This window comes from Streptomyces roseus (assembly GCF_001044425.1).
GTDB classification, from domain to species: Bacteria; Actinomycetota; Actinomycetes; order Streptomycetales; family Streptomycetaceae; genus Streptomyces; species Streptomyces roseus.
The window spans coordinates 75,784-101,077 of the sequence record NZ_LFML01000163.1; the positions used below are offsets into that span (position 1 = coordinate 75,784).

A 25,294-nucleotide genomic window follows, 5' to 3' on the forward strand; every position below is an offset into this window, starting at 1 on the left:
GTGGGGAGTCGGCCCGGCGGGGCATACGGGGTCCCATGGGTGACATCAGGGTGGGCGCGTGTTCGTGGACGGATCCGGCACTGGTCGCCAGCGGGTGGTACCCCGCCGGGCGGCGGGACGCGGAGGGGCGGCTGAGGCACTACGCCGCCCGCTTCCCGGTCGTGGAGGTCGACTCCACCTACTACGGGCTGCCGAGTGCCCGCAACAGCCGGCTGTGGACCGAGCGGACCCCGCCGGACTTCCGGTTCGACGTCAAGGCGTTCTCGCTGCTCACCGGCCAGCCGACCCGCACGGCCGCCCTCCCCGCCGATCTACGACCTGTGGGAGGCGGCTCCGCCTGGGTGCGGGCCGACGGCGGACTCCGCAAGGAAGTGTGGGAGCGCTTCAGTGGAGCGCTCGTGCCCCTGCGCGAGGCCGGACGGCTCGGGACGCTGCTGTTCCAGTTCCCGGCCTCGCTCGCCCCAGGGGCGCGCGCCGAGGCGGTACTGGAGGAGTGCGCCGAACGGGCGGCCGGCTGGCCGCTTGCCGTGGAGTTGCGCCATCCGGGGTGGTGGGCGGAGGGGCGTCGGACGGCCACCGCCGCCCTCCTGGCGCGGCACGGCATCGCGGCCGTGGCCGTCGACACGGCCCAGGGGCTGCCCACCTCCGTCCCTCCGGTCGTGTGCGTCACCTCTCCTGACCTCGCCATGGTGCGTTTCCACGGGCGGAGCCTCGCGTGGGGTTCCAGCGGCCCCGGCAGCAAGGAGGCGAAGTACCGCCACACCTATACCGAGGCGGAGCTGGCCGAATGGCTGCCGCGCCTGCGGGACATGGCGGAGCGGGCCGCCTCCGTCCACGTGCTGTTCAACAACTGCTGTGCCGACGCCTCGGTTCGGGCGGCGGAGACGATGCGCCGGATGCTGGAGGGTGATGCGGCCGCTCACGGGCGCGGACCGGTCCCCGTCGGCGCGGCGGGCCGGGAGCACATCATGGATGACGCCCGAGCCGGTGAGGGGTGGACGCGGACAGGGCCACAGGAAGGCGAGGCGAGCTGATCGGCCGGCGGCCGGCTCGTGCGGACGCCGATGGATCGGTGCCGCGTACGTGCCCGCTTCGGATCGGTCGTGGTCTCCTCGGTGGACACCGCCGACACGCCGAGTCCTGCGGCTTGGGCGACGCGGGAGGGACGGTCGAGGACGGCTCCGGGAGCGCGTTGGGCTGCTTAGAAAGGGACCAGACGTGCTTGGGTGACACGATCTTGGTGATCCTGTTGGCGATGAGGGAACTCAGATTGCCGAACTTCCCGTCGACGTCGGAGTTGACGATGATCACCAAGGTGGCTCGGTCCTGCGGGAGGCGGACGGTGATGCGGTCGCCGCCCGGCACCCCGTCGAGGTACGTCGAGATCGGCGCGTCGAGCCGTACCTTCCCGTCGTCGACGAGTTGCAGGACGCCCGTGATGGTGAAGGTCTTGGTGACGCTGCCGATACGGGTGTGCATGTCGGTCTTGACGGGGGTGCCGGTCGTCTTGTCGGAGGTGCCGAAGGCGCGTACGTACGAACCGTCACCGTCGACCCACAGGCCGACGCCCACACCGGGGATGCCGGCCTCGCGCATGGCCGCGGTGATCGCGTCGTCGAGCTTCTCGGCGGTCACGTCGTCGATGCCTATCCGGCCCGGCGGGGCGGCGGCGGGGGCCTGGCCCGCGCACAGCGCGGTCAGCAGGAGGCAGGCAGCGGCCACGGCGGTGGGCGTGCGGTACCGGCCCATGCAGGATCACCACTGAGGCACGTCCCCGAGCCGACCTTCCCATGGTAGGAAACCGGGTCCACCACGGCGACCGGGGCCGCGGGGGCGGCCGGGCCACGGGCTGCTTGCCCGTGGCCCAGCCGTGACGTGACAGACAGCTTCTGGTCATCCGAGCTGCGCTCGGTCGGGGAGGGGGCCTCAGCCGTGAGCGCCGAGACCCGCTGCGGGACGTGCGATCACTTGTCGACGGCGTCGGTCACGCGATTCCAGTTGTCCAGGTCTGCGGTACGGGCCGCCAAGGCGGCGCGCATGCCGGTGGCGCTGGAGGTGCCGAGTGCCAGGCGCAGCGGGGGGTTCGGGCTGTCGACCGCGGTTCGGATGCCTTCGGCGATCCGGGCTGCGGAGGAGAACGCGGATGGGGGCAGTTCTCCGATGCCCTTCTGGACCTCGTGCACGGTCTGGTCGTAATCGTCTATGCCGGCCGCGACGTCGAGGTTGGAGAGGAAGGGGGTGGCGGTCATTCCGGGCTGGACGATCGTGACCTTGATTCCCAGCGGCGCGACCTCGGCAGCCAGCGCGTCCGACAGCCCTTCGACCGCGTACTTCGTCGCGGCCAGAAGCCCCACGCCGGGGTGGGCGGACTGCCCGTAGATCGAGGAGCCCTGGAGGATGTGCCCGGATCGCTGGACGCGGAGTACCGGGAGCGTCGCGCGGAGCACGTTGAGCACGCCGAAGACGTTGGTGTCGAACACGGCGCGGGCTTGAGCGTCGGAGGCTTCCTCGACGGCTCCGAAGAGTCCGTAGCCGGCGTTGTTGGCCACCACGTCGATGCGGCCGAACCGCGAGAGCGTGCGCGTCACCGCTTCCCGGACGGCCTCCTCGTCACGCACGTCCGCCCGGATGAGCAACAGACGCTCCCCGTGCGCTTCGGCCAGTTCGTCCAGGGAAGCGGTGTCCCGGGCGATGGCCGAGACGACTTCGCCGTTCCCCAGTGCCTGGAGGGTCAGTTCGCGGCCGATGCCGGACGTCGCACCGGTGATGAGCCACGAGCGGGGACTGGTCTGCTGGTGTGAAGTCGCATTCATGTTGCGACCGTAAGTCGTTAGCTCATAACGAGTCAAGCGCGTGTGTGCTGTGCGTTGCGCGTTAGGTCAGCTAGTGCCTCGCCTCGCTGATGTAGGGTGGAGCGATGAGCAGTGCTGCAGCCGGATCTGCCCAAACCGACCCCCGCGCCGCCACGCCCGTGGTGGAGACCGTGCTCTCGTTCGTGAACACGCGCGCGAACGGCGGCGGGGAGCAAGAGCTGTTCGGGGACGGGCGCTCGTTCGCCGCGTGGCTCGCGGAGCGCGACGAGTTCGGAGGGGAGACCGTGGCGACCGACGCCGACGCCGCTGCCGCGCGCGAGCTGCGTGACGCCTTGGTGACCCTGCTGCTCGCGCACTCGGGCGACGAGGAGAGCATGGGCGAGCCGCTCCAGCACGCCGAGGAACACCTGAGGCGGGCGGGTGCGCTCTACCCGCTGGCGACGGTGGTCACAGCCCGCGGCGTCGAGCTGGCGTCGCCGCAGGCAGGGGTGCCGCGCGTGTTCGGGACCGTACTGGCCGCGGTGACGACCGTCGCCCAGACCGGCGACTGGGGCCGCATCAAGGCGTGCCGCAACCCCCCGTGCCATTTCGGCTTCTTCGACCGCACTCGCAACGGGGGAGGGCTGTACTGCAGTACCGGCTGCGGCTCTCAGGTGTCCATGCGCAATTACCGCGAGCGGCAGCGCCGGGGGAGCGAGGCACCGCCCGAGGCGTGAGGAAGCCGGCGGGAATCACGGACAGCGGGCCGACGTTGTCGCACTCATGAGCGATTCGCCCCGGCATGACCCTAAGGAGCACAGCGGGTCGACGTCCGCCGGCGTTCGTGAGCGGCTCGCAGCCGACCGTGCCGACACGCTCGCGCGGATGGCGGCGCTCGGCCGCGACTTCGACGGGATCGTCGCGGCGAACGCCTTGGTGGCGGTGGACGACGAGCACGACCCCGAAGGAGGCACCACCGCTTTCGAGCGGGCGCATGTCACCTCCTTGCTGATGCAGGCGCGCGGGCACCTGGAAGAACTGGACCGCGCCTTGGAACGGCTGGCACACGGCGAGTACGGGACGTGCGAAAGCTGCGGCGCGGCGATCCCGCCCGAGCGCCTGGAGATCCGTCCGGCGGCGACCACCTGCGTGGCCTGCGCCCGGCGGGGAACCGCCGACAGGACCTGAAGCCGACAGGACCTAAAGCGACAGGACCTAAAGTGGACCGTCCTCGTAGCCGCCGGGCCGAGCGGCCCCCTCAGCGCGGGGATCGGTTCGGCTCTAGACCTGGGAGTGCACCATGGGCCAGTTCCCGCCCGCCGGCGCCCGCCGGTCGCCCGGGCCCCCCTCTCCAGGCCAGGCTGATGCCCTGTTCGGCCTGGAGGAACTGAGCGCAGGCACCTCCTCGGCCGCGCCGGCCCGGTCCGGACCGCTCGTCGGGCCCTCCTTCCGCGACTCGCCCGCCGCCCGCCGCATGCTTTCCGTACGCGAGATCCACGCGGAGCCCGCGGCAGCGGCCTCACCACGCGGGCAGGAGATCCTCGCGCGCTTTCCCGGGGCGCGGGTCATCGACGTGGACTCCCACTGGCGCGTTCCGGACCTCCATGGCAACGAGGGCAACCTCGAACGCTGGGTCCGCGTCAAGAGCGAGGTACTCGTCCTGGGCGAGAAGAAGGCACTCACCACACGGCCGAACGGAAGATCGGCCGACTGGATCGCTCCGGGCGCTGCCAACGGATGCGCCATGGCGTGCGCCTACTGCTACGTGCCGCGCCGCAAGGGCTACGCCAATCCCATCACCGTGTTCACCAACATCGAGCAGATCATCGCCCACCTCGGCCGGCACGTCGCGCGGCAGGGCCACAAGCCGGAGCCCAACCAATGCGACGAGACCGCCTGGGTCTACGACATCGGTGAGAACAACGACTGCTCGGTGGACGCCCTCGTCTGCGAGAACACCGCGGACCTGGTACGCGCGTTCTCCCGCTGGCCCACGGCCAAGGCCTCCTTCGCCACGAAGTTCGTCAACCCCGATCTGCTGCTGCTCGACCCGCGCGGCCGCACCCGGGTGCGCTTCTCGGTCATGCCGCCTCAGGACTCCCGGCTGCTGGACATCCGCACCAGCCCGGTGGAACAGCGCATCGCGGCGGCCGCGGACTTCCTCGAGGCGGGGTACGAGGTGCATTTCAACCTGTCGCCGGTGGTCGTCCGGCCCGGTTGGGAAGAGGACTGGGGGCAGCTGCTGAGGCACATGGACGACGTCCTGCCCACGGCCGTGAAGGAGCAGGCCGCGGCGGAGGTCATCATGCTCACGCACAACAAGGACCTGCACGAGCTGAACCTCGCCTGGCACCCGCGAGCCGAGGAGGTGCTGTGGCGCCCCGACCTCCAACAGGCCAAACGTTCCGAGAACGGCAGCCTGAACGTGCGGTACCGCAATCTCGACAAGGCCGCGGCTGTCGACTCCGTCCGCCGCCTGGTGGCGTCGAACGCTCCCTGGCTGCGTATCCGGTACGCCTTCTGAATCCGGGGGCCCCGTACGCCGCCGTTCTTCGCTGTACGCATCGCCCGGATGCCCGCAGGGCCGATCACGCCGCGGCGTCCGCTTCCCTGTCGGACGGTGGCCATACGTAGGGCAGGTCGTCCGGGACACCTGGGAAGCGCTCCCGGTAGAAGGCCGGGTCCTTGCGCACCAGCGCGGACTGGTGACTCTGATGGAAGTCCGGTGCGCCCAGCCACGGCGGGAGGTCGCCGTCGGCGGCCAGCTGCTCCTGCGTCCGCGGGGCCGCCGCCATGTGCAGCTCCCCGAACTCCCGAACCAGGGTGCCGGCGCAGGTGTCGGCCCGCCCCGCGGCGGTCCAGGCTGCGCAGATCTCCAACCCGTAGCGGACGAGGGCCTCCTCGTAACCGCTCCACATCCGCACCGCCGGATGTCGGCGCCATCCGTAGCCCGGAACGATCAGGCCGCGCAGCACTTGCACCGCCTCGACCCGCTGTTTGCCGAGCCTTCGCACGTCCAGCACGGCCGCCGAGGCGTCGAACGACGGGAAGGGAAGGAACGTCTGCACGGGGGTCTCCCTCCGGGGCGATGGCACGGGGCGATGCGGATACGGGAACACACATGCGACCGGTGGCTCGGGGTAGGCGCCTGCCGGGGGTGCGGCCTGGGCCATCAGGGCCCGCGACGGGGGCCGCACCCCCGCACCGCCTTCGCTGGTCGGGCCTGTCATCGGCATCCTCTGTGGCGCGTGACTCAGTCAGACGGGGCGGCGCCCGTCAAGAGATCGATCAACCCCTGCAGCCCGCCCTCGGCGAGAGCACGGCGCTGGCTGTCGGCGGCCGTGCCGTTCTGCAGGAGACGGTGCACGAGCGCACTCACCGCCCGGAGATCGCCGGCCTCCTCCAGGGCCGGTGTGATGTGGTCCAGAAGGGCGTACAGGACGTCGCCACTGCTGTGCGGGCGCCCGAGAGGATCCAGAAGGGTGCCGTTCAGGCCGTGCCGCGCCGCATGCCAGTTGGCGAGCTGCAACAGCTCCGGCGGCGTGACGGACAGACGCGCACCCGCCTTCTCCTCGGTGATCGCCGTGGCGACCAGCGCTCGGACGATGCCGGCGAACATGACGGCGTCGTCGGCTCTGATCTGGACGTCCGGGCAGCGCACCTCGACGGTGGGGTAGCGGTCGGACAGCCGCGCCTGCCAGTAGAACTGGCCCCGGTCGGCGATCACGCCGGTGGCCACCGACGCCTCCAGCCGCTGTTCGTAATCGGCGAGCCCCTCGAAGTGCGGCGGCGGCCCGCTGACGGGCCACCGGCCGAAGACGAGGGTGCGCCAGCTCGCGAATCCGGTGTCGCGGCCGTCCCAGAAGGGCGAGTTGGCGGACATGGCCAGCAGTGTCGGCAGCCAGGGCCGGATCCGGTTCAGCACCGCCACGCCCGTCTCCCGATCCGGGACTCCTGCGTGGATGTGCATGCCGCAGATCAGATGTTCGTCGACGAGTTGCCGCGCGTCGCCTTCCATCCTCAGGTAGCGGGGAGTCCGGGTGACGGGTACGGGCCGGACGCCGCGCAGCGGCGCCGCTCCCGTGGCGGCGATGCGGCAGCCGTTGGCCTCGGCCGCCGACCCCACGGCGTGACGCAGGCGCAGCAGGTGGCCGCCCACTTCCTCCAGATTCCAGCACACGGGAGTGGCGACCTCGATCTGGGCCTGGAGGAGCTCGTCCTGGACCTCGTCGCCTTCCGCGAAAGGCCCGAGACCGGCCGTACGCAGAACCTCCTCCGCGACGGCGGCCGGCTCCGCCGTCGCCGGATCCACCAGCAAGTACTCTTCTTCCACTCCTACGGTGATCACGTCGTGCGGCTACCCCCCTTCGGCATGATCACCCACATGGGCGAGCGCCGGCACCTGGCGAGCGGACATGGTCGGGGCGCAGCCGGGTAGGGGTGCGGCATGAGCAAGACAGATCGACGCAAACCAGGCGAAACAAGCCACCGGTTCCCCGCCTCGGCTCACGAGCGCCCGGAACAGCACCGTCCGCCGCGGCCCGCGCGCACCCCGGATTGACGGGCTCCTCGTGCGACTGCGTACCAGCGACGTGGCAGGGCCGGGATGGCGCAGGCTGCGCCACGGCCGCGGCTTCCGCTACCTGGACACGGACGGACGGCCGCTGGCCCCGGCGGACCGGGACCGGGTGCGGGCCCTCGCGGTCCCGCCGGCGTGGAGGGACGTCTGGATCTGTCCCTGGCCGAACGGCCACATCCAGGCGGTCGGCACCGACGAAGCCGGCCGACGCCAGTACACCTACCACCCGGCGTTCCGCGCGCAGCAGGACGCCGCCAAACACGCGCACGTCCAGGACGTGGCGCGTGTGCTGCCCGCACTGCGGGTACAGGTGGAACGCGACCTCTCCGGCCGGGGCCTCACCCGTGTGCGCGTCCTCGCCTGCCTGACCCGGCTGCTCGATCTGGGATTCCTGCGGATCGGAGGTGAGCGCTACACCCGGGACAACGGCAGCTTCGGACTGACCACCCTGCTCCGGGACCACGCGCGGTGCCGCGACGGCGAGGTCCGCCTGCACTTCCCCGCCAAGTCGGGGAAGACCGTGACCCGCGCGCTGGTGGACGAACAGGCGTACGCCGTCGTGCGGGCGCTGCTCAGACGCAAGGATCCGGGGCCGCGGCTGTTCGCGTACTGGGAGCGGGGGGCCTGGCACGAGGTCCGGGCCGAGGAGCTGAACGCCTACCTGCGGGAACGGGCGGGCCGGGACGTAACGGCGAAGGACTTCAGGACGTGGTACGCGACGGTCCTGGCTGCGGTGGCCCTGGGGGTGTCGGACGGCACGTCGGATGCTTCCCGCGGGCGGCGCAGCACCGTCGTGGCGCGCGCCGTGCGCGAGGTGAGCGGTTACCTGGGGAACACGCCCGCGGTGTGCCGCGCCTCCTACATCGACCCGCGCGTCATCGAGCTCTACGAAGACGGCAAGACCGTCGCGCCCGCTCTGGGCTCACTGGGCGAGGACGGCCTGTTCGGCCGTCCGGCGACGCACGGCCCGGTCGAGGAAGCCGTCCTGGAACTCCTGCGGGACGGCCGGGTGGGAACGGTCAGCTCCTCGGGGGCAGCCGGTGCAGCGTCACGTCGTGCACCGTCCCGTCCTCGACCGTCAGGGTCATGAACGTGCAGTAGGGCTGCCGCCTCCGGTCCGTCGGGGAACCCGGATTGAGCAGGCGCAGGCCCACCGTCGTGGAATCCCAGGGGATGTGGCTGTGGCCGAACACCAGGACGTCGACATCGGGGAACCGTTCGGCGCACCGGCCCTCCCGCCCCTTGGCCGTACCCGTCTCGTGCACGACCGCGAAGCGCACCCCTGCCAGCTCGGCGCGGGCCACCTCGGGGAGTCTGCGGCGCAACGGGGGACCGTCGTTGTTGCCGTGGACGCCGAGCAGGAGACGCGACCGGGATTCCAGCAGGTCGAGGGTGGCCTCGTCGACCCAGTCCCCGGCATGGAGGACGGCATCGGCGACGTCGACGGCCGCCAGGAGGGGCGCCGGGAGCGACCGGGCGCGGGTGGGGACGTGCGTGTCGGACATCAGCAGAAGCCGCATACGCCAACGGTAGGACCCCGCCACGGCGTACGGGCGTACCGGCGTGACCGGTCAGCGCATGGGCAGCGGCGTCGTCGTCGGCGGGTACGACGTCGGTTCCACCCGTTCCAGTCGTATGGGAGGCCGGCCTCGCCCGGCTCCCGGACTCCGGGCCTTGGGGGTCAGTTTTCGGTGCCGTGGCCGCGTTCCGTGGCCAGGATGAGCTGGTCCACTACGGTCCGCAGTCCGTCGTCCGGGGTGGCCCAGGCGCGTTGCCCGGTGGCCGGGTCGCCGCGTTCGGCCAGCCGCAGGAACAGTGCCTGGACCTCCCGCGTGTCCCCGGATGCTTCGAGGGCCGGCCGCAGGAGGGCAACCGTATCGGCGGCGATGTCGACGACGGGCCGGTAGCGGCCGGTGGCGGGGTCGAAGCAGGCGGTCGACCATCCGTCGCGGGCGGCGCGCCAGCACGCGGCCCGCAGCACCTCCGCCTCCCACGCCGGGCCTGGACCGTGTTCGGATGCCCGGCCGGCCAGCGTGGTGACCAGGGCCCGCAGCAGCAGGGCCACGGCAACCGTGTCCCGCACGTCCGGCAGGACGTCCATGACGCGGATTTCCAGGGTGGGCAGACGGGGGTGGGGCCGCAGGTCCCAGTAGGCGGTGGCCGGATCAAGCATGGCCTCGCTGTCGCTGATGGCTGTGGCGAGGCGTTCGTGCTCCTGGAGGGTGCGAGCGTAGGGCGGGGGTCCCAGGCAGGGGAAACGGCTGCGGAGCACGGTCCGGTAGCCGGCGTAGCCGGTGTCCATGCCGCGGTGGAACGGCGAGTTGGCGCTCACGGCGATCAGCAGAGGCAGCCACGGCCGCATCCGGTTGACCGTCCACACGGCCAGCTCACGATCGGGGAGGTGGACGTGGACGTGGAGTGCACTGACAGCGAAGTCGTCCATCATGCTCCGGTACTGCAGGTTCGCGGCCCGGTAGCGGGGATGATCGGCCACTTGGACCGGACCGGGATCCTGTAGCACCGGCGTGCCCGACGCACACACACGTACGCCCTCCGCGCGGGCCGCGCCCACCAGCGCAGCCCGTACCCGTTCCAGATGGCCGTACAGCTCTGCCCCGGTCCGGCAGGGCGGCGTGCGTGCTTCCACCTGGCACAACGCGAATTCCTTGGCCACCAGATCCCCCACCCGCTCGGCCGCCCGTTCGGCGACCGCGGGCCCGGCGGGAACAACCAGGCGGGTGTGGGGGTCGATGAGGAAGAACTCCTCCTCCACACCGACCGTGACCATCGCGTCGTATCGGGTTCGGGTTTCTGGTGCGAGGGCAGTCATGCCACCAGCATCACCCCGCCGAGCGGCGCCCGAACCCTCGCGGCTCGACGGATATCCGCGCGTCCGCATGATCCGCCGAGTCGTCCGCGCGCGGCCGACCGCTCCCGTACGCGGCGCAGCCCGGGCTCCGGCGCCCGCCGAGCTCGACACCGGGGCGGGCGTCCCCGCGCCCGGCCCTGCCTGCGGGCTCCCGGACCGACCGGTGGCCCGGGAGCCGGGGGCGACGTGTCGGGGGCCGTCACAGCCCCTGGGACTGGAACCTCGCCGTATCCCCTCGGCGGTCGCCTGGGCCACCCAGGTCCCGGCGTTCCCGCCCCCGCATGGCCTGGCCCGCGTCGCCCGATTACGCAGAGGCTTCGGCTCCCGCGCTGGGGGCGAACCCGCTCCCCTGTTCGGCGAACACCTTGATCGCGGCGCCCATGAACTCCACCATCCCGGGGTGGTAGGAATCGTGGAACGCCCTCATGGCCTCGTCCTCGGCGTAGAAGAGCGACATGCCGACGTACGCCTCCCTGGAGGGGATGTAGAACCGGCAGACGATGTCGAAGTGCCTGCGGACGAGCTCCTGGATCCGCTGGTCTCCGGGCAAGGAGCCGCCGTCGAGGAGAGCCGCGATCTCCCGGTACAGGACGTCCCAGTCCTGGTGGACCCGCTCCCTGTCCACGTGCTCCCAGTCGTTGGTCTCGGCAAGGCTCTTGGCCTGCTCCTCGGCCAACGACCGGCGACACTCGTCCTCGTACATGTTCCCCACGGCACCGATCCCCATCGTTTCGTCGCCTCTCCGGTGGATCCCCGAGAGGCCGTCGACATGTCGACTTCGACCGGCCGCTGATGATCAACTTCCGGTCCCGGCCGAACGTTGACACACGGCCACCGGGTCGGCAAACCAATTATCGGATCTTCCGACGCTCCGTCCCTGCGCGCCGCGCTCCACTGAGCCAGGAGCCACGCCGGCCGGCGGCGCTGCCGACACGGTTCCACGAACCGATTTCGAGTACTTCGGCGTCTTCGAGCCTGGCGAGTACACTCTGTCCGCCCTGGAGACGATGCTTGACCTTGCCGCCCGCCCGCCTGGAGCGTCCCCGGTCGCACCGCTGCGCATGGCCTCGGCCTTCGCAGCCCAGCGCAGTGCAGCGCATGTTTGCCTCTACTGATCACCCCTCCCGGCGGATCAGCCGGACCGTGAACGACAGGAGTTCGACATGAGCGAAGCAGTCGACCGGAACGCGCAAGTCATCGCGGAGTTCCGTGCGAACGAGGGCCGGGTCGGTGGGGCCTTCGAAGGCGCCCCGCTGGTCCTCCTCCATCACCGCGGCCGCAAGAGCGGGCGGGAGCACGTCAGCCCGATGATGTACCTCCCGCACGACGCCGAGCCGGACACCGTCTATGTCTTCGCGTCCAAGGGCGGAGCGCCCACCGACCCGGAGTGGTACCGCAATCTGATGGCCCACGGTGAGGGCACCATCGAGCGGGGCACAGCGACCTACCAGGTGACCGTCCGCGAACTGACCGGTGACGAACGCGACCGCATTTTCGCCGAACAAGCGCGGCGTTACCCCGGCTTCGCCGAGTACGCACGCAAGACGGCGGGAATCCGCACCATTCCCGTCCTCGAACTCCGGCGGGCGTAGCCACGTCACGCCCATTCGGCTTCGGAGACGAAGGGCAGGTCGTCGTCGCTGCCTTGTCCGATGTCGCATTCAGGCGGGCGGCCAGGCCTGCGGCCCTGACCGGCGCAGGAGGGCTGCCCCCGCTACCGGACGTTCGGGGTCGGGCCAGACTTCCGCTCCTGCGTGAACGGGGCCCGAGGGACGGGGGATCAGGCGGTCGACTGCCCCTCCCGGTCGGCTTCTGTTTGCAGCTTGCGGGCTCGCTCGGCCGGGTCGTAGTCCGGCCTGACGCCCTCGATGAGCAGCAAGTCGCCGTCGATGTGATCGGTACGCAGGCGCAGGATGGACCGGTAGGCCGGAGAGTCGTACCAGGCGCGGGCTTCGGCCAGGCCGGGGAACTCGATCAGCACCATGCTGCCGGGCCACGTCCCCTCGACGACTTCGGCCGGCGGGCCGTGGATGACGAAGCGGCCTGCGAAGGGGTCGAGGGTTTCCTGGATGCGCTCCAGGTACTCGATGACGTCGGAGTGATTCCGGCGGCTGCGGAGATGGGCGAAACCGTAAGCGGGCACCTCGGGGCTCCTTCCTTCCGGGGGTGAGCGATGACCGCGAACGTAGCTGTGGGAGGTTGGGCGGGGCGATTACCCCGGAGGTAATTGCCGCCCCCTCAGGACACCACCAGGGCGCCGAGGGGCTGCGTGCCCTCCATGGCCGTGTCGGTGGCGCCCCGCCCCCGGCATCTCGCTCGCGCAACGGCAGACCGACATGTCGCCCTCGCGGGGTGGCGCCCGGCCCGCGACTGCCGAGGGCCGTCCGGTACGACAAGGCGGCTCGTTCGGGGCGTCTCCCACCGCACTGCCTGGGCGAGTGGGCGCGGGGCGCGACCGGATTGGCCGCATGTGCCGGGCCGGCAGGTTTCTTCTCGCGACAACTCGTCGCCCCTACAGGGGAATTACCGGACCGCATGCCGATTGTGGGACAGGTCACGCGAGGAGAGAGTGAGCGCCCTCACGACAGGAACGAGGAGCCATGAGCACGGATACCGGCACCGCTGGCGGCGCACCGCAGGTCCAGCGACTGAAGGCCAATTCGGTGGGCCTGGTGGGCGTCGTCTTCATGGCCGTCGCCACCGCCGCCCCGATCACCGCGATGACCGGAAACCTCCCCATCGCCGTCGGCTTCGGCAACGGCATCGGCGCTCCCGCCGGGTACCTCTTCGCGACTGCCGTCCTCACCGTCTTCGCCGTGGGCTACGTGGCCATGGCCAAGCGGATCACCGCGGCCGGTGCCTTCTACGGGTACATCTCGCACGGCCTCGGCCGGATCGCCGGCATGGCCTCCGGCATGCTCGCGGTCCTCGCGTACATCGTCTTCGAGGCCTCGATCGTGGGCGTGTTCTCCTACTTCACGCAAACCACCGTCCACGACCAACTCGGCATCGACCTGCCCTGGATCGTGTACGCGACCGCCATGCTCGCCATCACCGCCGCCCTCGCGCACTTCGACATCAACCTCACCGCCAAAGCGCTCGGCGCGATGCTCGTCGCCGAGATCGCCGTCCTCTTCGCCGTCGCGACCGCCGTGCTGATCGCGGGCGGCGGTCCGGACGGGATCCCGCTCGAACCCGTCAACCCGAAGAACGCCTTCACCGGAACCTCCGCCGGCCTGGGCCTGTTCTTCGCCTTCTGGTCCTGGGTCGGATTCGAATCCACCGCCATGTACGGAGAGGAGTCCCGCGACCCCAAGCGGGTCATCCCCAAGGCGACCTTGGTGTCCGTCGTCGGCGTCGGCCTCTTCTACATCTACGTCTCCTGGATGACCATCGCCGGCAACGGACTCGCGAAGTCCGTGGAACTGTCCGCCTCCACGAGCCCGCTCGACCTCTTCTTCGCGCCCACCCGGACCTTCATCGGCTCCTGGGCCGTGGACGCCTTCCAGTGGCTGCTCCTCACCGGCTCCTTCGCCTGCGGCATGGCCTTCCACCAGTGCGCCGCCCGCTACCTCTACGCCATCGGTCGCGAGGGCTTCCTCCACCCCGGCCTCGGCCGTACGCACGCCAGGCACGGATCCCCGTACATCTCCTCCCTGGTGCAGACGGCCATCGCCACCGCCCTGGTCGCGCTGTTCTGGCTGACCGGGCAGGATCCGTACATCCACCTCTACACCCTGCTCGCGATCCTCGGCACGATGGCGATCCTCATCGTGCAGACCCTGTGCTCCTTCGCCGTGATCGGCTACTTCCGCAAGAACCACCCCGAGGACCGGCACTGGTTCCGCACCTTCACCGCCCCGCTGGTCGGCGGCATCGCCATGGCCGCCGTGGTCGTCCTGCTGCTGCTGAACATGAAGACGGCGGCCGGGCTGGCCGCCGACTCGGTCTTCTTCACGCTGATCCCCTGGATCGTCGGCGTGGTGTTCTTCGGCGGCCTGGGACTGGGCCTGTGGCTCAAGTTCAAGGCTCCCGAGCGCTACGAGATCATCGGCCGGGTCGTCCTGGAGGACGCCGCCGAACGCACCGACGAGCCCGCCCCCGACGAGCCCGCCCCCTCCGCCGCGAACATCTGACGAGGAGCCACCGCCATGGCACGTACCCCCCTGATGCACGCGCTCCGTCGGCTCGCCGCCGATCACGCCGCAGCCCGCCGGCTCGGCCTGCCCGTCGCCGACGTCCGCGGTTCCACCAGACGCCAGCTCCTGGGACGCGCCGCCGCGCTGGGACTCGGCACCGCCCTCGCCTCGGGAGCGGGTGCCTCCGCCAGAGCCCAGGCCGCGGAAGCCCTCCCCGAGAAGAAGCCCGTCACCCCCGCCCGGGTGGCCGTCGTCGGCGCGGGCATCTCGGGGCTGACCGCCGCCCTCACGCTCAAGGACGCGGGAGTCGGCTGCACACTGTACGAGGCCAATCCGAGCCGCGTCGGCGGCCGGATGTGGAGCCAGCGCTCCCTCTGGGCCTACGGCCAGACGTCCGAGATCGGCGGTGAGCTGATCGACACCAGCCACAAGAAGATCCTGGAGCTGTGCCGCCGCTTCGACCTGCCGACCGAGGACTTCCTCGGCGGGGGACCGAACGGCGCCGAGGAAGTCCTCTGGTTCGGCGGCACCTACTACTCGCGCACCCAAGCCGACGCGGACTTCAACGCCGTCTACCAGGCACTGCACCGCGACCTCCAGAACGCCGGCGAGGTCTCCTGGAACGCGACCACCCCTGCGGGCACCGCCCTCGACAACATGACCCTGTACGAGTGGATCGAGACGCGGATCCCCGGCGGCCACGGCTCGCAGCTCGGCCGTTTCATCGACGTCGCGTACAACGTCGAGTACGGCGCCGACACCGATCAGCAGTCCGCCCTCGCCCTCGTCCTGCTGATGGGCTACCAGCCGAACCCCGGCAACTTCAACGTCTGGGGTCTGTCCAACGAGCGCTACCACATCATCGGCGGGAACGACCGGCTGCCGAACGCCATCGCCCAGGCCCTGCCCGCCGGTTCGCTCGTGATGGGCCGTGAACTCGTGGCCGTCCGTGTCGCGGCCGACGGTACCCAGACACTGACCTTCGACGACGCCGGCGCCACCCGCACGGTCGTGGCGGACCACACGATCCTGTGCCTTCCGCTGCCGATCCTCCAGCGGATCGACATCACCGGTGCCGGCTTCGACCCGCTGATGACGAACTTGCTGCGCGATGCCCGCATGGGCTACTGCACCAAACTCAACATGCAGTTCACCAGCCGGCCCTGGCGCGGCACCGGCCCCTGGCCCGGAGTCTCCTCCGGCGACTGCTTCACCGACCTCGACGTCCAGCAGACCTGGGACACCACCAAGGTCCAGCCCGGCACCGGGGGCATCCTGCTCCAGTACGGAGGAGGCACGCGGGCCGGCTCGCTCACGCCGGGGAGCCCGTTCGCCACCGACTCCGACCCTTACGTACGCGCCCTCGCGGGCCGGATGCTCACCGGGATCGACCGCTTCTTCCCGGGCACCAAGGCGGCCTGGACCGGTCGGGCGCAGCTCTCGGCCTGGCACCGCAATCCGTACGCGCTCGGCGCGTACTCGTACTGGCCGACGGGCTACCTGCACAAGTACGCGAAGTACGAGGGCACCGCTCAGGGTCGCATCCACATCGGCGGCGAGCACTGCAGCTACGACTTCCAGGGGTTCATGGAAGGCGGGGCCACCGAGGGGGAGCGGGCGGCGAAGGAGGTGATCACCGCCCTCAGCTGAGCGGATCTGAGTTGAGCTGACCGCGGCCGAGGGCTGGTCGTGGGTCGGTGAGCACGAGCCGGCGCTCGCCCCCATGGGGGGTGAGCGCCGGTCCGGTAGCGAGGGCCAGGACCACGGCGCCCGGCGGGACGGGACGCAGCGGGTCCCGAGCGCATCGACCACGTTCAGCCGACGCCCAGCCAGGGCCGATCCGACGGAAAACGGGCTCCCTGGGCCGGGCTGCGCCCCGCAAACGCCGGGGGACGAGGATTCCGGACGGCACGCCAGGTTCGGGCGTCCCCGGGTAAGACATGGTCACATGCTAAGGATATGAGCGGAAAGTTCCACTAAACAGGAGGTATGTGATGATGCGTACGACTCTTCACCGTGTGGCGACCGTGGTGGGTGGCGTGGCGATGCTGGCCGCCGTCGGCGCCGGCGCGGCCGCCGCCGATGGCGTGGGCAGCTCGGGCATCGGCAACCACGGCGTCGGAAACGCCGGCGCCTTGAACGACGGCGTCGGGAACGCCGGCGCCCTGAACGACGGCGTCGGAAACGCGGGCATCGCCAACCTGGGGTTGGGCAACGCGGGCATCGCGAACACGGGCATCGGTAGCCACGGCATCGGCAACTCCGGCGTCGGAACCTCCGGCATCGGCAACTGAGGCGGCACCCGGCCCCGCATGACCGAGTGACACGACGCGCCCGGATGGCAGCCGGGCGCGTCCACCTGCCCCACCTCCCCGAGAGGGGTACTTTCCCGCTGACGTTGATGGCGAAGGGGCGATGAGCGGCACGTGGGTGCCGGCAGGGGGACCGGCCGTCAGTTCACCCGCGGCCCGAAGCGGCGCTTGTACGCCGATGGCGTGGTGCCGGTCCCGCGGCGCATGAGCATCCGCAGATGGGCGGCGGTGCCAAGCCCGCTACGTCGCGAAACCACCTCGAAGCGCGAATCGCCCTGCTCGGTCAACCGGCACGCCGGCGTCGGCCGTCAGCGCACGAAGTCCGTCACCGTGCCGTGGTTGTCGGGGGCGGTCAGGCCCCAGAGCATCAGTCCCACGATGATCGCCAGCAGGATCAGCCCCGGCACGTTGTCGGCCCCCCAGCCGACCTGCTGCCGAACGGGCGGGACGGGCGGGACGGGCCTGGCGTCCTCGCATGCGGCGTCGGAGTCGGCGCGCTGCCAGGGCGCGACCTGGGCCTCACCCCGGGCGATCCGCGCGGCCACCTGGCGTACGTCGGCCGCGTGGTAGGTCGGCTCGCCGGTCAGGTCCTGGGAGGGCGCAGCCGACATACGTACGCTGTTGGCCCGAGCCACCGCGGTGATGCTGATCGCCCTGACCTGCGGCCAGAGCTCCCGGACTTCGGCCTTCGTCAGCCAGCCTTCCCCGTCCTGACGGTCCTGCTCGTCCGCTGCCCCCATCCGAGGTCCGCCTCCCTCGCTCGCCGGTCACCTTGGCTTGATACCCGGACCGCCGGAAGATCACCCGGCCGGGCAGCCTCCTTCGAACTCACGCCCGCCGCGATCGGTCTTGCACCGAGCGCACCCCCGCGGTCCCGCGCACGGCCTCGGAACACGGCCTGCCGCCGGCGCATCCACAGGTCGTCCACACCCCATGTCACGTGAACCGGGGACCGGAAACAGGCGACTTCACCCGAATCGATGCTGTTCCTAGGCTGGACGGGCAAGCAAGCGGAGCATGCGTCGCGGGCCGGTCACCGGTGCGGCGCCGAGGGAGTTGTCTTGGCCAGTCACGATCCGATCGAACGCCCTGCCGGGCCGTCGTTCAGCGCGTTCCGCGCGTCCGGAGCGCAGCAGCGGATGTACTTCCTCCAGCAGCTGGAGGAGGGCAGGCCGACCTACCACATGCCCGTCTTCTACGGCCTCGAAGGCCCGGTGGACGAGACCGCGCTCCGCGCCTGCGCCCAGGGCCTGGTCGACCGGCACGAGGCGCTGCGCACCCGCTTCGTCCTGCGGGACGGCGAGCTGTGGCAGCACATCGACACCGAGGCCGCTCTCGTCTGGTCCTCCGCCGTCGCGCACGGAGCCGGGGACGTCGAGGAGTGGATGGCCGCCGAACACCACCGGCCCTTCGACCTGGGGTCCGGACCGCTCTTCCGGGCGGCCCTGCTGCACACCCCCGAGGGCGCGGTCCTCGCGCTCGCCATGCACCACATCGTCGCCGACGGCTGGTCCGTCGGGATCCTCGTCCGCGAGCTCCTCACCGCGTACGCCCACTACGGCGACGGGCCCGACGGCGGCCCTGACGGCACCGACCGCCGGCGCCCGGCCGGGTTCGTGGCCCCGGAGGCCCCCGAGTACCAGTACGCCGACTTCTCCGACTGGCAGGAGGAATGGCTCCGCGGCCCCGCCGCCCAGCGCCAGCTCGCCTACTGGGAGAAGCAGCTGGAGGGCGAACTGCCCGACGCGCCCCTGCCCCGCGACGGCCGGCCCGCGGCAGGCGCGGCCCGCGGCGCGGCGGCGCTGCACTCCTTCGAGGTGCCGGCCCCGGTGCTCGCCCGCATGGAACGCCTGTGCCGTGACACCCACAGCACCCCCTACACGCTGATGCTGGCGGCCTTCCAGATCGTGCTGGGCCGCTACACGGGCACCGACGACGTACTCGTCGGGACGCCGGTGGCGGGACGGGGCCGCAAGGAGTTCCAGGACACCGTCGGCCTGTTCGTCAACACGCTGGTGATCCGCGCCGACCTCTCCGACGATCCCGCCTTCCGGGTCCACCTGGAACGCGTACGGGACACCGTGCTCGACGCCCAGGACCACCAGGACCTGCCCTTCGAACGCGTCGTCGACCGCCTCGCCGCCGGACGCACCGGCGAGGACGCCGGCCCCTTCCAGGTCATGTTCGGCCTGCACGACGAGGACGGCATGACCGACGGCCTGCCCGGCCCGAAGGCCACGCTGCTCGAAGGACCGGCAGGAACCGCCAAGTTCGACCTGACCTTCGACGTCGTACGGACCGGCGGCGCGCTGACCTGCCGGCTGGAATACCGGGCGGACCTGTTCGACGCCGCCACCGTCCGACAGTTCGGCCGGCACTTCGCCCGCCTCCTGGACGCCGCCACCGAGAACCCCGAACTGCCCCTCAGCCAACTGCCGATGCTGTCGGCCGGCGAGCGGACCGGCATCGGCTCGCAGCTCCCCGACCGCGCCGCCCTCCCGCACATCCCGGGCGCACCGGCCTGCGTCCACGAGATCTTCGCCGGACACGCCGCCCGCACTCCCGACGCCGTCGCCCTCGTCCACGAGGGCACCTCCCTCACCTACCGCGAGCTCGACACCCGCGCCAACCGGCTCGCACACCGGCTGCGCGCCCTCGGCGTGGGCCCCGACACCCTCGTCGGACTGTGCCTGCCCCGCTCCGCCGACCTCGTCGTCGCTCTGCTCGGCATCCTCAAGGCCGGCGGCGCCTACCTGCCCCTCGACCCCGACAACCCGCCCGAGCGGCTGCGCCACATCGTCCAGGACGCCCGCCTGGAGCACGTCGTCGGCACCACCGGCACCCGGGCCCTGTGGGACGCCCCGGGCCTGCACACCGTCGACCTGCTCGCCGACGCCCCGCTCCTGGCCGCCCAACCGGACACCGCCCCCGCCACCGGTGTGACCCCGGACCATCTGGCCTACGTCATCTACACCTCCGGGTCCACCGGCCTCCCCAAGGGCACCTTGGTGCCCCATGCCAACGTCACACGGCTGTTCTCCGCCACCGACCACTGGTTCGGCTTCGGCCCCGACGACGTGTGGACCCTCTTCCACTCCATCGCCTTCGACTTCTCCGTCTGGGAGCTGTGGGGAGCCCTCGCCCACGGCGGCCGCCTCGTCGTGGTCCCGTACGGGACCAGCCGCTCGCCCGAGGAGTTCCACCGGCTGCTGCGCGCCGAACGGGTCACCGTCCTCAACCAGACCCCCTCCGCCTTCTACCAGCTGGCCCGGGCCGACGAGGAACACCACCGCACGGCCGGACCGGCCGACCCTGGCCTCGCCCTGCGCCACGTCGTCTTCGGCGGGGAAGCCCTCGACGTCGCCGCCCTCGCCGGATGGTTCGCCCGCCACGGCGACACCGCACCCCGCCTGGTCAACATGTACGGCATCACCGAGACGACCGTGCACGTCACCTACCGGCCGCTGACCGCCCGCGACGCCGAGGAGGGCCGCGGCAGCGTCATCGGCGTGCCCATCCCGGACCTGCGTCTGCACCTGCTCGACGCGCGCGGCCGGACCGTCCCGCGCGGCGCCGTCGGGGAGCTGTACGTCGCCGGAGCGGGCCTGGCGCGCGGCTACCTGCGCCGGCCCGAACTCACCGCCGAGCGCTTTCCCACCGGACCCGCCGAAGGTGTCGCCGACGCACCCGCCGGGCCCTCGGCCGGTGAGCGGCTCTACCGCACCGGAGACCTGGCGCGGGCCCTGCCCGACGGGGACCTGGAGTACCTCGGCCGCATCGACCACCAGGTCAAACTGCGCGGCTTCCGGATCGAACTGGGCGAGGTCGAGGCCGCCCTGGCCGCCCACCCCCTCGTCGACGCCGCGGTCGCGCTCGTCGCACCCGATCCCGCGGGGAACGACGTCCTGGTCGGCTACCTGGCCGTGACCGGGGCCGAGGACGGGGCGGGGCCCACCGTCGAGGAGATGCGCGAGCACCTCGCGCGGCGGCTGCCGGGCTACATGATCCCCGGCGCGTTCGTCACCCTGCCCGCCTTCCCGCTGACCGCCAACGGCAAGACCGACCGGCGCCGGCTGCCCGCCCCCGGCTCGGCCGGCCGCACCCCCACCGCCGAGTACGAGGCACCCCGCGGGCCGGTCGAGACCGCGCTCACCGAGGTCTTCGCCCAGGTCCTCGGGCACGAACGGGTCGGCGCCCTGGACAACTGGTTCGCCCTCGGCGGGGACTCCATCCGCTCCCTCCAGGTGCTCGCCCGGATCCGCGAACGAGGCCTCGACCTCACCGTCGCCGACCTCATGAGCTCCCCGACGGTCCGCGCCCTCGCCCCGTACGTCACCGCCCGGGACCGGGCCGCGGCCGCTGCCGAAACCCCGTACGAGCCCTTCGCACTGCTGACCCCCGCGGACCGCGCCGCCCTGCCCGAGGGGCTGGAGGACGCCTACCCGATGACCCGGCTCCAGGCCGGCATGCTCTACCACAGCGACCTGCCGTCGGCCGGCGGACGCGTCTACCACAACGTGGCCTCCTACCTGATCGAAGCGCCCTTCTCCGAGGACGCCTGGCGGACCACCGTCGAGGTCCTCGCGACCCGGCACGAGATGCTGCGCACCTCCTTCGACCCGCACGGATTCACCGAGCCCCTCCAACTCGTCCACCGCGGCGCCCGCCCGGAGCTCACCTTCGAGGACCTGCACGGCCTCGACACCGAGGCCCAGCGCACCGCCGTCGCCGCCCGCTACGCCGCCGAGCGCGACCGGCCCTTCGACTGGGACCGGCCCCCGCTGATCCGGTTCCACGTCCAACGCCTCTCCGACACCCGCCTCCAGCTGTTCGTCGCCGAGCACCACGCCGTCCTCGACGGCTGGAGCGAACGCTCGCTCCTCACCGAACTCGCCTCCTGCTACACCGAGGCGCTCGCCGCCCGGACCCCCGCGGACGGCCCCTCCCCGCAGGCCGGCCCCCGCTCCCGGTTCGCCACCTTCGTCGCCCTCGAACGGGCCGCCCTGGCCGACCCCGGGCAGCGCGCCTTCTGGACCGGCAAGGCCGCCGACGCCCCCGCGACCAAGCTGGCCCGCCCGGCGGCGACCGGCGGACCCGCCCGGATGTCCTGGTACCTCGCGCCCCTGCCCGGGGAACTGCACGACCGGCTCACCACCCTGGCCGCCGCATGCGGCGTACCGCTGCGCACCGTCCTGCTCGCCGCCCACCTGAGGACCATGGCCCTGCTGGGCGGCGGCGACGCTGTCACCACCGGAGTGGTCCACAACGGCCGCGCCGAGGAGACCGACGGGGACAAGGTCGTCGGCGTCTTCCTGAACACCCTGCCGCTGAGCCTCACCGTCACCGGGCTCAGCTGGCGCGGCCTCGTCGGGCACGTCGCCGCCGCGGAGGCGGAACTGCACGCGCACCGCCGCTTCCCGCTCGCCGAGATCCAGCGCCTGTCCGGGGGTGGCCCGCTCTTCGAGACGTTCTTCAACTACACCCACTTCCACGTGGAGCAGGACGGGCCGGCCGACGGCGCGTTCACCGTGCTGGAGGAGACCGGAGAGGCCGGCACCGACTTCGCCTTCGGCGCGGAGTTCTCCCGCAGCCCCGACGGCGCCCTGCTCGAACTCGGCCTGCGCTTCGACGCGGCCCAGTTCTCCGAGGAGCAGATGGCGAGCGCGCACGCCTCCTACAGGGCCGCCCTGTGCGATCTGGCCGAAGCCCCCGATCGCGACTGCACGGCCGCCGACCTGCTGCCCGAGGCCGAACACCGCCGCTACGCCGACTGGAACCGGACCGCCGTCGACTACCCGCGGCCGCACGTCCTGACCAGGCTGATCGACGAGCAGCGCGACCGGACCCCGGACGCACCCGCCGTCCGCTTCGAGGGCGCCGAGCTGACCTACCGCGCCCTCGACGCCGAGGCCGAGCGGCTGTGCGCGGCACTGCGGGAACGCGGCGCCGGCCCCGGCACGTTCGTGGGCCTGCTGCTGGAACGCTCCCTGGCCCTGCCCGTCGTACTCCTCGCCGTCCTCAAGTCCGGCGCCGCCTACGTCCCGCTGGACCCGGAGCACCCGGAGCCGCGCGTACGGTCGTTGCTCGCCGAGTCTGGCATCGGCCTGGTGGTCGCCGAGGGCGCGTGGGCCGAGCGGCTGGCGGACTCCGGGGTCACCGTCCTGCGGCCGGAGGAGGCCGCGACGGGCACCGCGGGTCCTGCGCGGGCGCCCGAACCGTCCGATCCGGCATACATGATCTTCACCTCGGGATCCACCGGCAAGCCCAAGGGGGTCGTGGTCTCGCACCGCGCCATCGCCAACAGGCTGCTGTGGATGCAGGACGCATACGGGCTGACCCCGGGGGAGCGGGTGCTGCACAAGACGCCGTACACCTTCGACGTCTCCGTGTGGGAGCTGTTCTGGCCCCTGCTGACCGGCGCCACCCTGGTCCTCGCCCGTCCCGGCGGCCAGCGCGACCCCGGCTACCTCGCCGGACTGATCCGGGCCGAAGGTGTCACCACGGTGCACTTCGTCCCGTCGATGCTCAGCGTCTTCCTCGACGACCCGGCAGCCCTGGCCGGCGCGGCCGGCCTCACCCGCGTCGTCTGCAGCGGCGAGGCCCTGCCGCACGAGCTCCAGCGCAGGTTCTTCGAGCGGCTGCCCGGCGTCGAGCTGCACAACCTCTACGGGCCCACCGAGGCGGCCGTCGACGTCACCTACTGGCAGTGCCGGCCGGACGGCGGCGACACCGTGCCCATCGGCCGGCCCATCGCCAACATGCGCACCCACGTCCTGGACCGCCGCCTGGCCGAGGCCCCCCTCGGCGTCACCGGTGAGCTCTTCCTCGAAGGCGTCGGCCTCGCCGACGGCTACCACGGACGACCCGAGCTGACGGCCGAGCGGTTCATCGAGCACACCGGCCCGGACGGCACCCTCCGGCGCCTCTACCGGACCGGCGACCTCGCCCGGCACCGCCCCGACGGAGCCCTGGAGTACGCGGGCCGCACCGACCACCAGCTCAAGATCCGCGGATTCCGCGTCGAGCCCGGGGAGATCGAGGCCGTCCTCGCCGAACACCCCGGCGTCCGCGACTGCGCGGTCCTGCCCCGCGGCGAACGCCTCGTCGGCTACTTCGTCCCCGAGCCGGCCGCCCCGGAGACCGCCTCGGCGCCCGCCTCCCCGCCCGAACCGGGCGAACTGGCCCGCCACGCGCGGGAGCGGCTGCCCGAGTACATGGTCCCCTCCGCCTGGGTGTGCCTGACGGCCCTCCCGCTGACCGCCAACGGCAAGCTGGACCGTGCCGCGCTGCCTGATCCGGACCCCGCCGACCTGCGGGGAGGCGTCGAGCCGACCCCGCCCCGCGACGCACTCGAAACCCGCCTCGCCGGGATCTGGGAGCAGCTCCTGGTGGCCGGCCCGGTCGGCGTCCACGACGACTTCTTCGATTCCGGCGGCCACTCCATCGACGCCCTGCGCCTGATCGGCCGGATCAACCAGGCCTTCGGCGAGCGCCTCGGCGTCTCGGCCGTCCTGGAGCACCCGACCGTGGCGCGGCAGGCCGAGCTGCTGCGCGGCCGCCAGGTCGAGGCGGCCCCGGACACGGTGGTGCGCCTGCGGACCGAGGGCGGCCTCGACCCGCTCGTCCTGCTCCACCCGATCGGCGGCAACGTCCTGTGCTACCGCGCCCTGGCCGCCGAACTGGGCGCCGACCGACCGGTGTTCGGGCTGACCGCGCCCGGACCGACCGACCCCGAAGTCACCGCCGGGACCGCGCCCGCAGCCATATCCGACGCCGCGCCCGACGCCACCGTCGAGGAGCTGGCCGCCGCCCACCTCAAGGCCCTGCGCCGGATCCGCCCCACCGGCCCCTACCACCTGGCCGGCTGGTCCTTCGGCGGACTCCTCGCCTACGAGATGGCGGCCCAACTGCGCGCCGCCGGACAGGAGGTGGCGACCCTCGCCCTGCTGGACACCGGCTACCCGGAGCCCGGCCACGTCCCCGACGACGAGAACGAGCTGCTGGAGTGGTTCCACGAGGACCTGGCCCGCTCCGCGGGGTTCGACCCCACCGACCAGAACCTGTCCGTGCTGCGCAGCGCCCTGCTGAGCGTCGCCGACACCCCCGCCCGGCTCGCCGTCCTGGCCGAGCAGGTGGAACGCGAGGGCTTCGCCCCCGGCCTGGACCCGCGCGACCTCGCCCGGCACTACACGGCCTTCCGCACCGGGCTCCGCGCCGCCGCCGCCTACCGGCCCCCCGCCCCGCCCTGCCCCGTCCTGTTCCTCCAGAGCACGACCGGGGCCCGGGAGAGCGCCGCCGACCGATGGGCGGCCCGGGTCGGGGCGGGCCTGACCCGCCACGACGCCGCCACCGACCACTACGGGCTGATGCGGCCGCCGCACAGCAGCGCGGCCGCCGCCCTGCTGCGCACCGCCCTCGCCGAGGCCGACCCCCGCTGACCGGGCCCCCCGGCCCGCCCGGGGCGCCCGTAGGGGGTGTCCCGCCGATCGGAACGGCTCGCCCCGACCGACGAGACACCCCCCCCGGCCCTTCCACCCCGCCCCAGCCCTTCGCGCGCCGTGCGCCGACGAGGCGTGCCCCGGCATGCCCCCGCGCCCCGCACC

Annotated in this window: 19 protein-coding genes and 1 pseudogene; 10 read left to right on the forward strand and 10 right to left on the reverse strand. The window is 72.0% G+C overall.

The annotated features are described in order from the left end of the window. Nucleotides 1-35 precede the first annotated feature (35 nt). Nucleotides 36-1,034, forward strand: coding sequence for a DUF72 domain-containing protein (locus ACS04_RS34465; RefSeq protein ID WP_078865647.1), 999 nt, complete (start codon nucleotides 36-38; stop codon nucleotides 1,032-1,034). Here the strand turns inward: ACS04_RS34465 and ACS04_RS34470 are convergent. Together ACS04_RS34470 and ACS04_RS34475 are read right to left on the reverse strand one after the other, a co-directional pair. Next, nucleotides 967-1,749: a serine hydrolase domain-containing protein gene (locus tag ACS04_RS34470; protein WP_048480809.1), complete on the reverse strand. Its 783-nt coding sequence runs from the start codon at nucleotides 1,747-1,749 to the stop codon at nucleotides 967-969. The two genes, ACS04_RS34465 and ACS04_RS34470, sit on opposite strands and share 68 nt — an antisense overlap. Nucleotides 1,750-1,964: 215 nt before the next feature. Then, nucleotides 1,965-2,813: an SDR family NAD(P)-dependent oxidoreductase gene (locus ACS04_RS34475; protein ID WP_048480810.1), complete on the reverse strand. Its 849-nt coding sequence runs from the start codon at nucleotides 2,811-2,813 to the stop codon at nucleotides 1,965-1,967. 104 nt (nucleotides 2,814-2,917) lie between these two features. Between ACS04_RS34475 and ACS04_RS34480 the strand changes: the two genes are divergently transcribed. The 3 genes from ACS04_RS34480 (at nucleotide 2,918) to ACS04_RS34490 (ending at nucleotide 5,316) form a co-directional block, all read left to right on the forward strand. Further along, entirely contained in the window at nucleotides 2,918-3,529 is a 612-nt protein-coding gene (locus tag ACS04_RS34480) for a CGNR zinc finger domain-containing protein (protein ID WP_048480811.1), read from the forward strand. A gap of 46 nt (nucleotides 3,530-3,575) precedes the next feature. Next, nucleotides 3,576-3,980: a TraR/DksA family transcriptional regulator gene (locus ACS04_RS34485; protein ID WP_048480812.1), complete on the forward strand. Its 405-nt coding sequence runs from the start codon at nucleotides 3,576-3,578 to the stop codon at nucleotides 3,978-3,980. Nucleotides 3,981-4,092: 112 nt separating this feature from the next. Continuing rightward, on the forward strand, nucleotides 4,093-5,316 hold the full coding sequence (locus tag ACS04_RS34490; protein WP_078865648.1) for a spore photoproduct lyase family protein: 1,224 nt from the start codon (nucleotides 4,093-4,095) through the stop codon (nucleotides 5,314-5,316). Nucleotides 5,317-5,380: 64 nt separating this feature from the next. Here ACS04_RS34490 and ACS04_RS34495 read toward each other — a convergent pair whose 3' ends face one another. Next, nucleotides 5,381-5,860: an MSMEG_6728 family protein gene (locus tag ACS04_RS34495; protein ID WP_048480813.1), complete on the reverse strand. Its 480-nt coding sequence runs from the start codon at nucleotides 5,858-5,860 to the stop codon at nucleotides 5,381-5,383. A 185-nt stretch (nucleotides 5,861-6,045) separates the two neighbouring features. Continuing rightward, entirely contained in the window at nucleotides 6,046-7,140 is a 1,095-nt protein-coding gene (locus ACS04_RS34500; RefSeq protein WP_048480814.1) for a carboxylate-amine ligase, read from the reverse strand. Between the two features lie 223 nt (nucleotides 7,141-7,363). On the opposite strand from ACS04_RS34500, the gene ACS04_RS34505 reads away from it, so the two are divergent. After that, a complete protein-coding gene (locus ACS04_RS34505; protein ID WP_078865649.1) occupies nucleotides 7,364-8,461 on the forward strand; it encodes a DNA topoisomerase IB in 1,098 nt (365 codons plus the stop codon). Here ACS04_RS34505 and ACS04_RS34510 read toward each other — a convergent pair. The 3 genes from ACS04_RS34510 to ACS04_RS34520 form a co-directional block, all read right to left on the reverse strand. Beyond that, nucleotides 8,391-8,891, reverse strand: a complete 501-nt coding sequence (locus ACS04_RS34510) for a metallophosphoesterase family protein (RefSeq protein WP_048480815.1) — start codon at nucleotides 8,889-8,891, stop codon at nucleotides 8,391-8,393. The genes ACS04_RS34505 and ACS04_RS34510 overlap by 71 nt on opposite strands. Nucleotides 8,892-9,052: 161 nt before the next feature. Further along, entirely contained in the window at nucleotides 9,053-10,201 is a 1,149-nt protein-coding gene (locus ACS04_RS34515) for a carboxylate-amine ligase (protein ID WP_048480816.1), read from the reverse strand. 343 nt (nucleotides 10,202-10,544) lie between these two features. After that, nucleotides 10,545-10,943 (reverse strand): TipAS antibiotic-recognition domain-containing protein, encoded by a 399-nt coding sequence (locus tag ACS04_RS34520; protein WP_107438797.1) that lies wholly within the window; start codon nucleotides 10,941-10,943, stop codon nucleotides 10,545-10,547. 460 nt (nucleotides 10,944-11,403) lie between these two features. On the opposite strand from ACS04_RS34520, the gene ACS04_RS34525 reads away from it, so the two are divergent. Beyond that, on the forward strand, nucleotides 11,404-11,832 hold the full coding sequence (locus ACS04_RS34525; protein WP_048480818.1) for a nitroreductase family deazaflavin-dependent oxidoreductase: 429 nt from the start codon (nucleotides 11,404-11,406) through the stop codon (nucleotides 11,830-11,832). 188 nt (nucleotides 11,833-12,020) lie between these two features. On the opposite strand, the gene ACS04_RS34530 is transcribed toward ACS04_RS34525, so the two are convergent. Continuing rightward, complete coding sequence (locus tag ACS04_RS34530; protein WP_048480819.1) at nucleotides 12,021-12,383, reverse strand: DUF1330 domain-containing protein; 363 nt, start codon at nucleotides 12,381-12,383, stop codon at nucleotides 12,021-12,023. A 457-nt stretch (nucleotides 12,384-12,840) separates the two neighbouring features. Here ACS04_RS34530 and ACS04_RS34535 point away from each other — a divergent pair, with 457 nt between their 5' ends. From ACS04_RS34535 to ACS04_RS34545, 3 genes are all read left to right on the forward strand, one after another. Next, nucleotides 12,841-14,376 (forward strand): APC family permease, encoded by a 1,536-nt coding sequence (locus tag ACS04_RS34535; RefSeq protein WP_048480820.1) that lies wholly within the window; start codon nucleotides 12,841-12,843, stop codon nucleotides 14,374-14,376. Nucleotides 14,377-14,391: 15 nt separating this feature from the next. Then, nucleotides 14,392-16,029: a flavin monoamine oxidase family protein gene (locus ACS04_RS34540; RefSeq protein WP_048480821.1), complete on the forward strand. Its 1,638-nt coding sequence runs from the start codon at nucleotides 14,392-14,394 to the stop codon at nucleotides 16,027-16,029. 368 nt (nucleotides 16,030-16,397) lie between these two features. Beyond that, nucleotides 16,398-16,673: a hypothetical protein gene (locus ACS04_RS34545; protein ID WP_245236699.1), complete on the forward strand. Its 276-nt coding sequence runs from the start codon at nucleotides 16,398-16,400 to the stop codon at nucleotides 16,671-16,673. Nucleotides 16,674-16,831: 158 nt separating this feature from the next. Here ACS04_RS34545 and ACS04_RS39910 read toward each other — a convergent pair. Together ACS04_RS39910 and ACS04_RS34550 are read right to left on the reverse strand one after the other, a co-directional pair. Beyond that, a pseudogene (locus tag ACS04_RS39910) lies at nucleotides 16,832-16,987 on the reverse strand (AraC family transcriptional regulator); the annotation flags it as partial. 12 nt (nucleotides 16,988-16,999) lie between these two features. Then, a complete protein-coding gene (locus ACS04_RS34550; protein WP_048480822.1) occupies nucleotides 17,000-17,431 on the reverse strand; it encodes a hypothetical protein in 432 nt (143 codons plus the stop codon). 321 nt (nucleotides 17,432-17,752) lie between these two features. Here ACS04_RS34550 and ACS04_RS34555 point away from each other — a divergent pair, with 321 nt between their 5' ends. Further along, complete coding sequence (locus ACS04_RS34555; protein WP_158977819.1) at nucleotides 17,753-25,129, forward strand: amino acid adenylation domain-containing protein; 7,377 nt, start codon at nucleotides 17,753-17,755, stop codon at nucleotides 25,127-25,129. The last annotated feature ends 165 nt before the right edge of the window (nucleotides 25,130-25,294 follow it).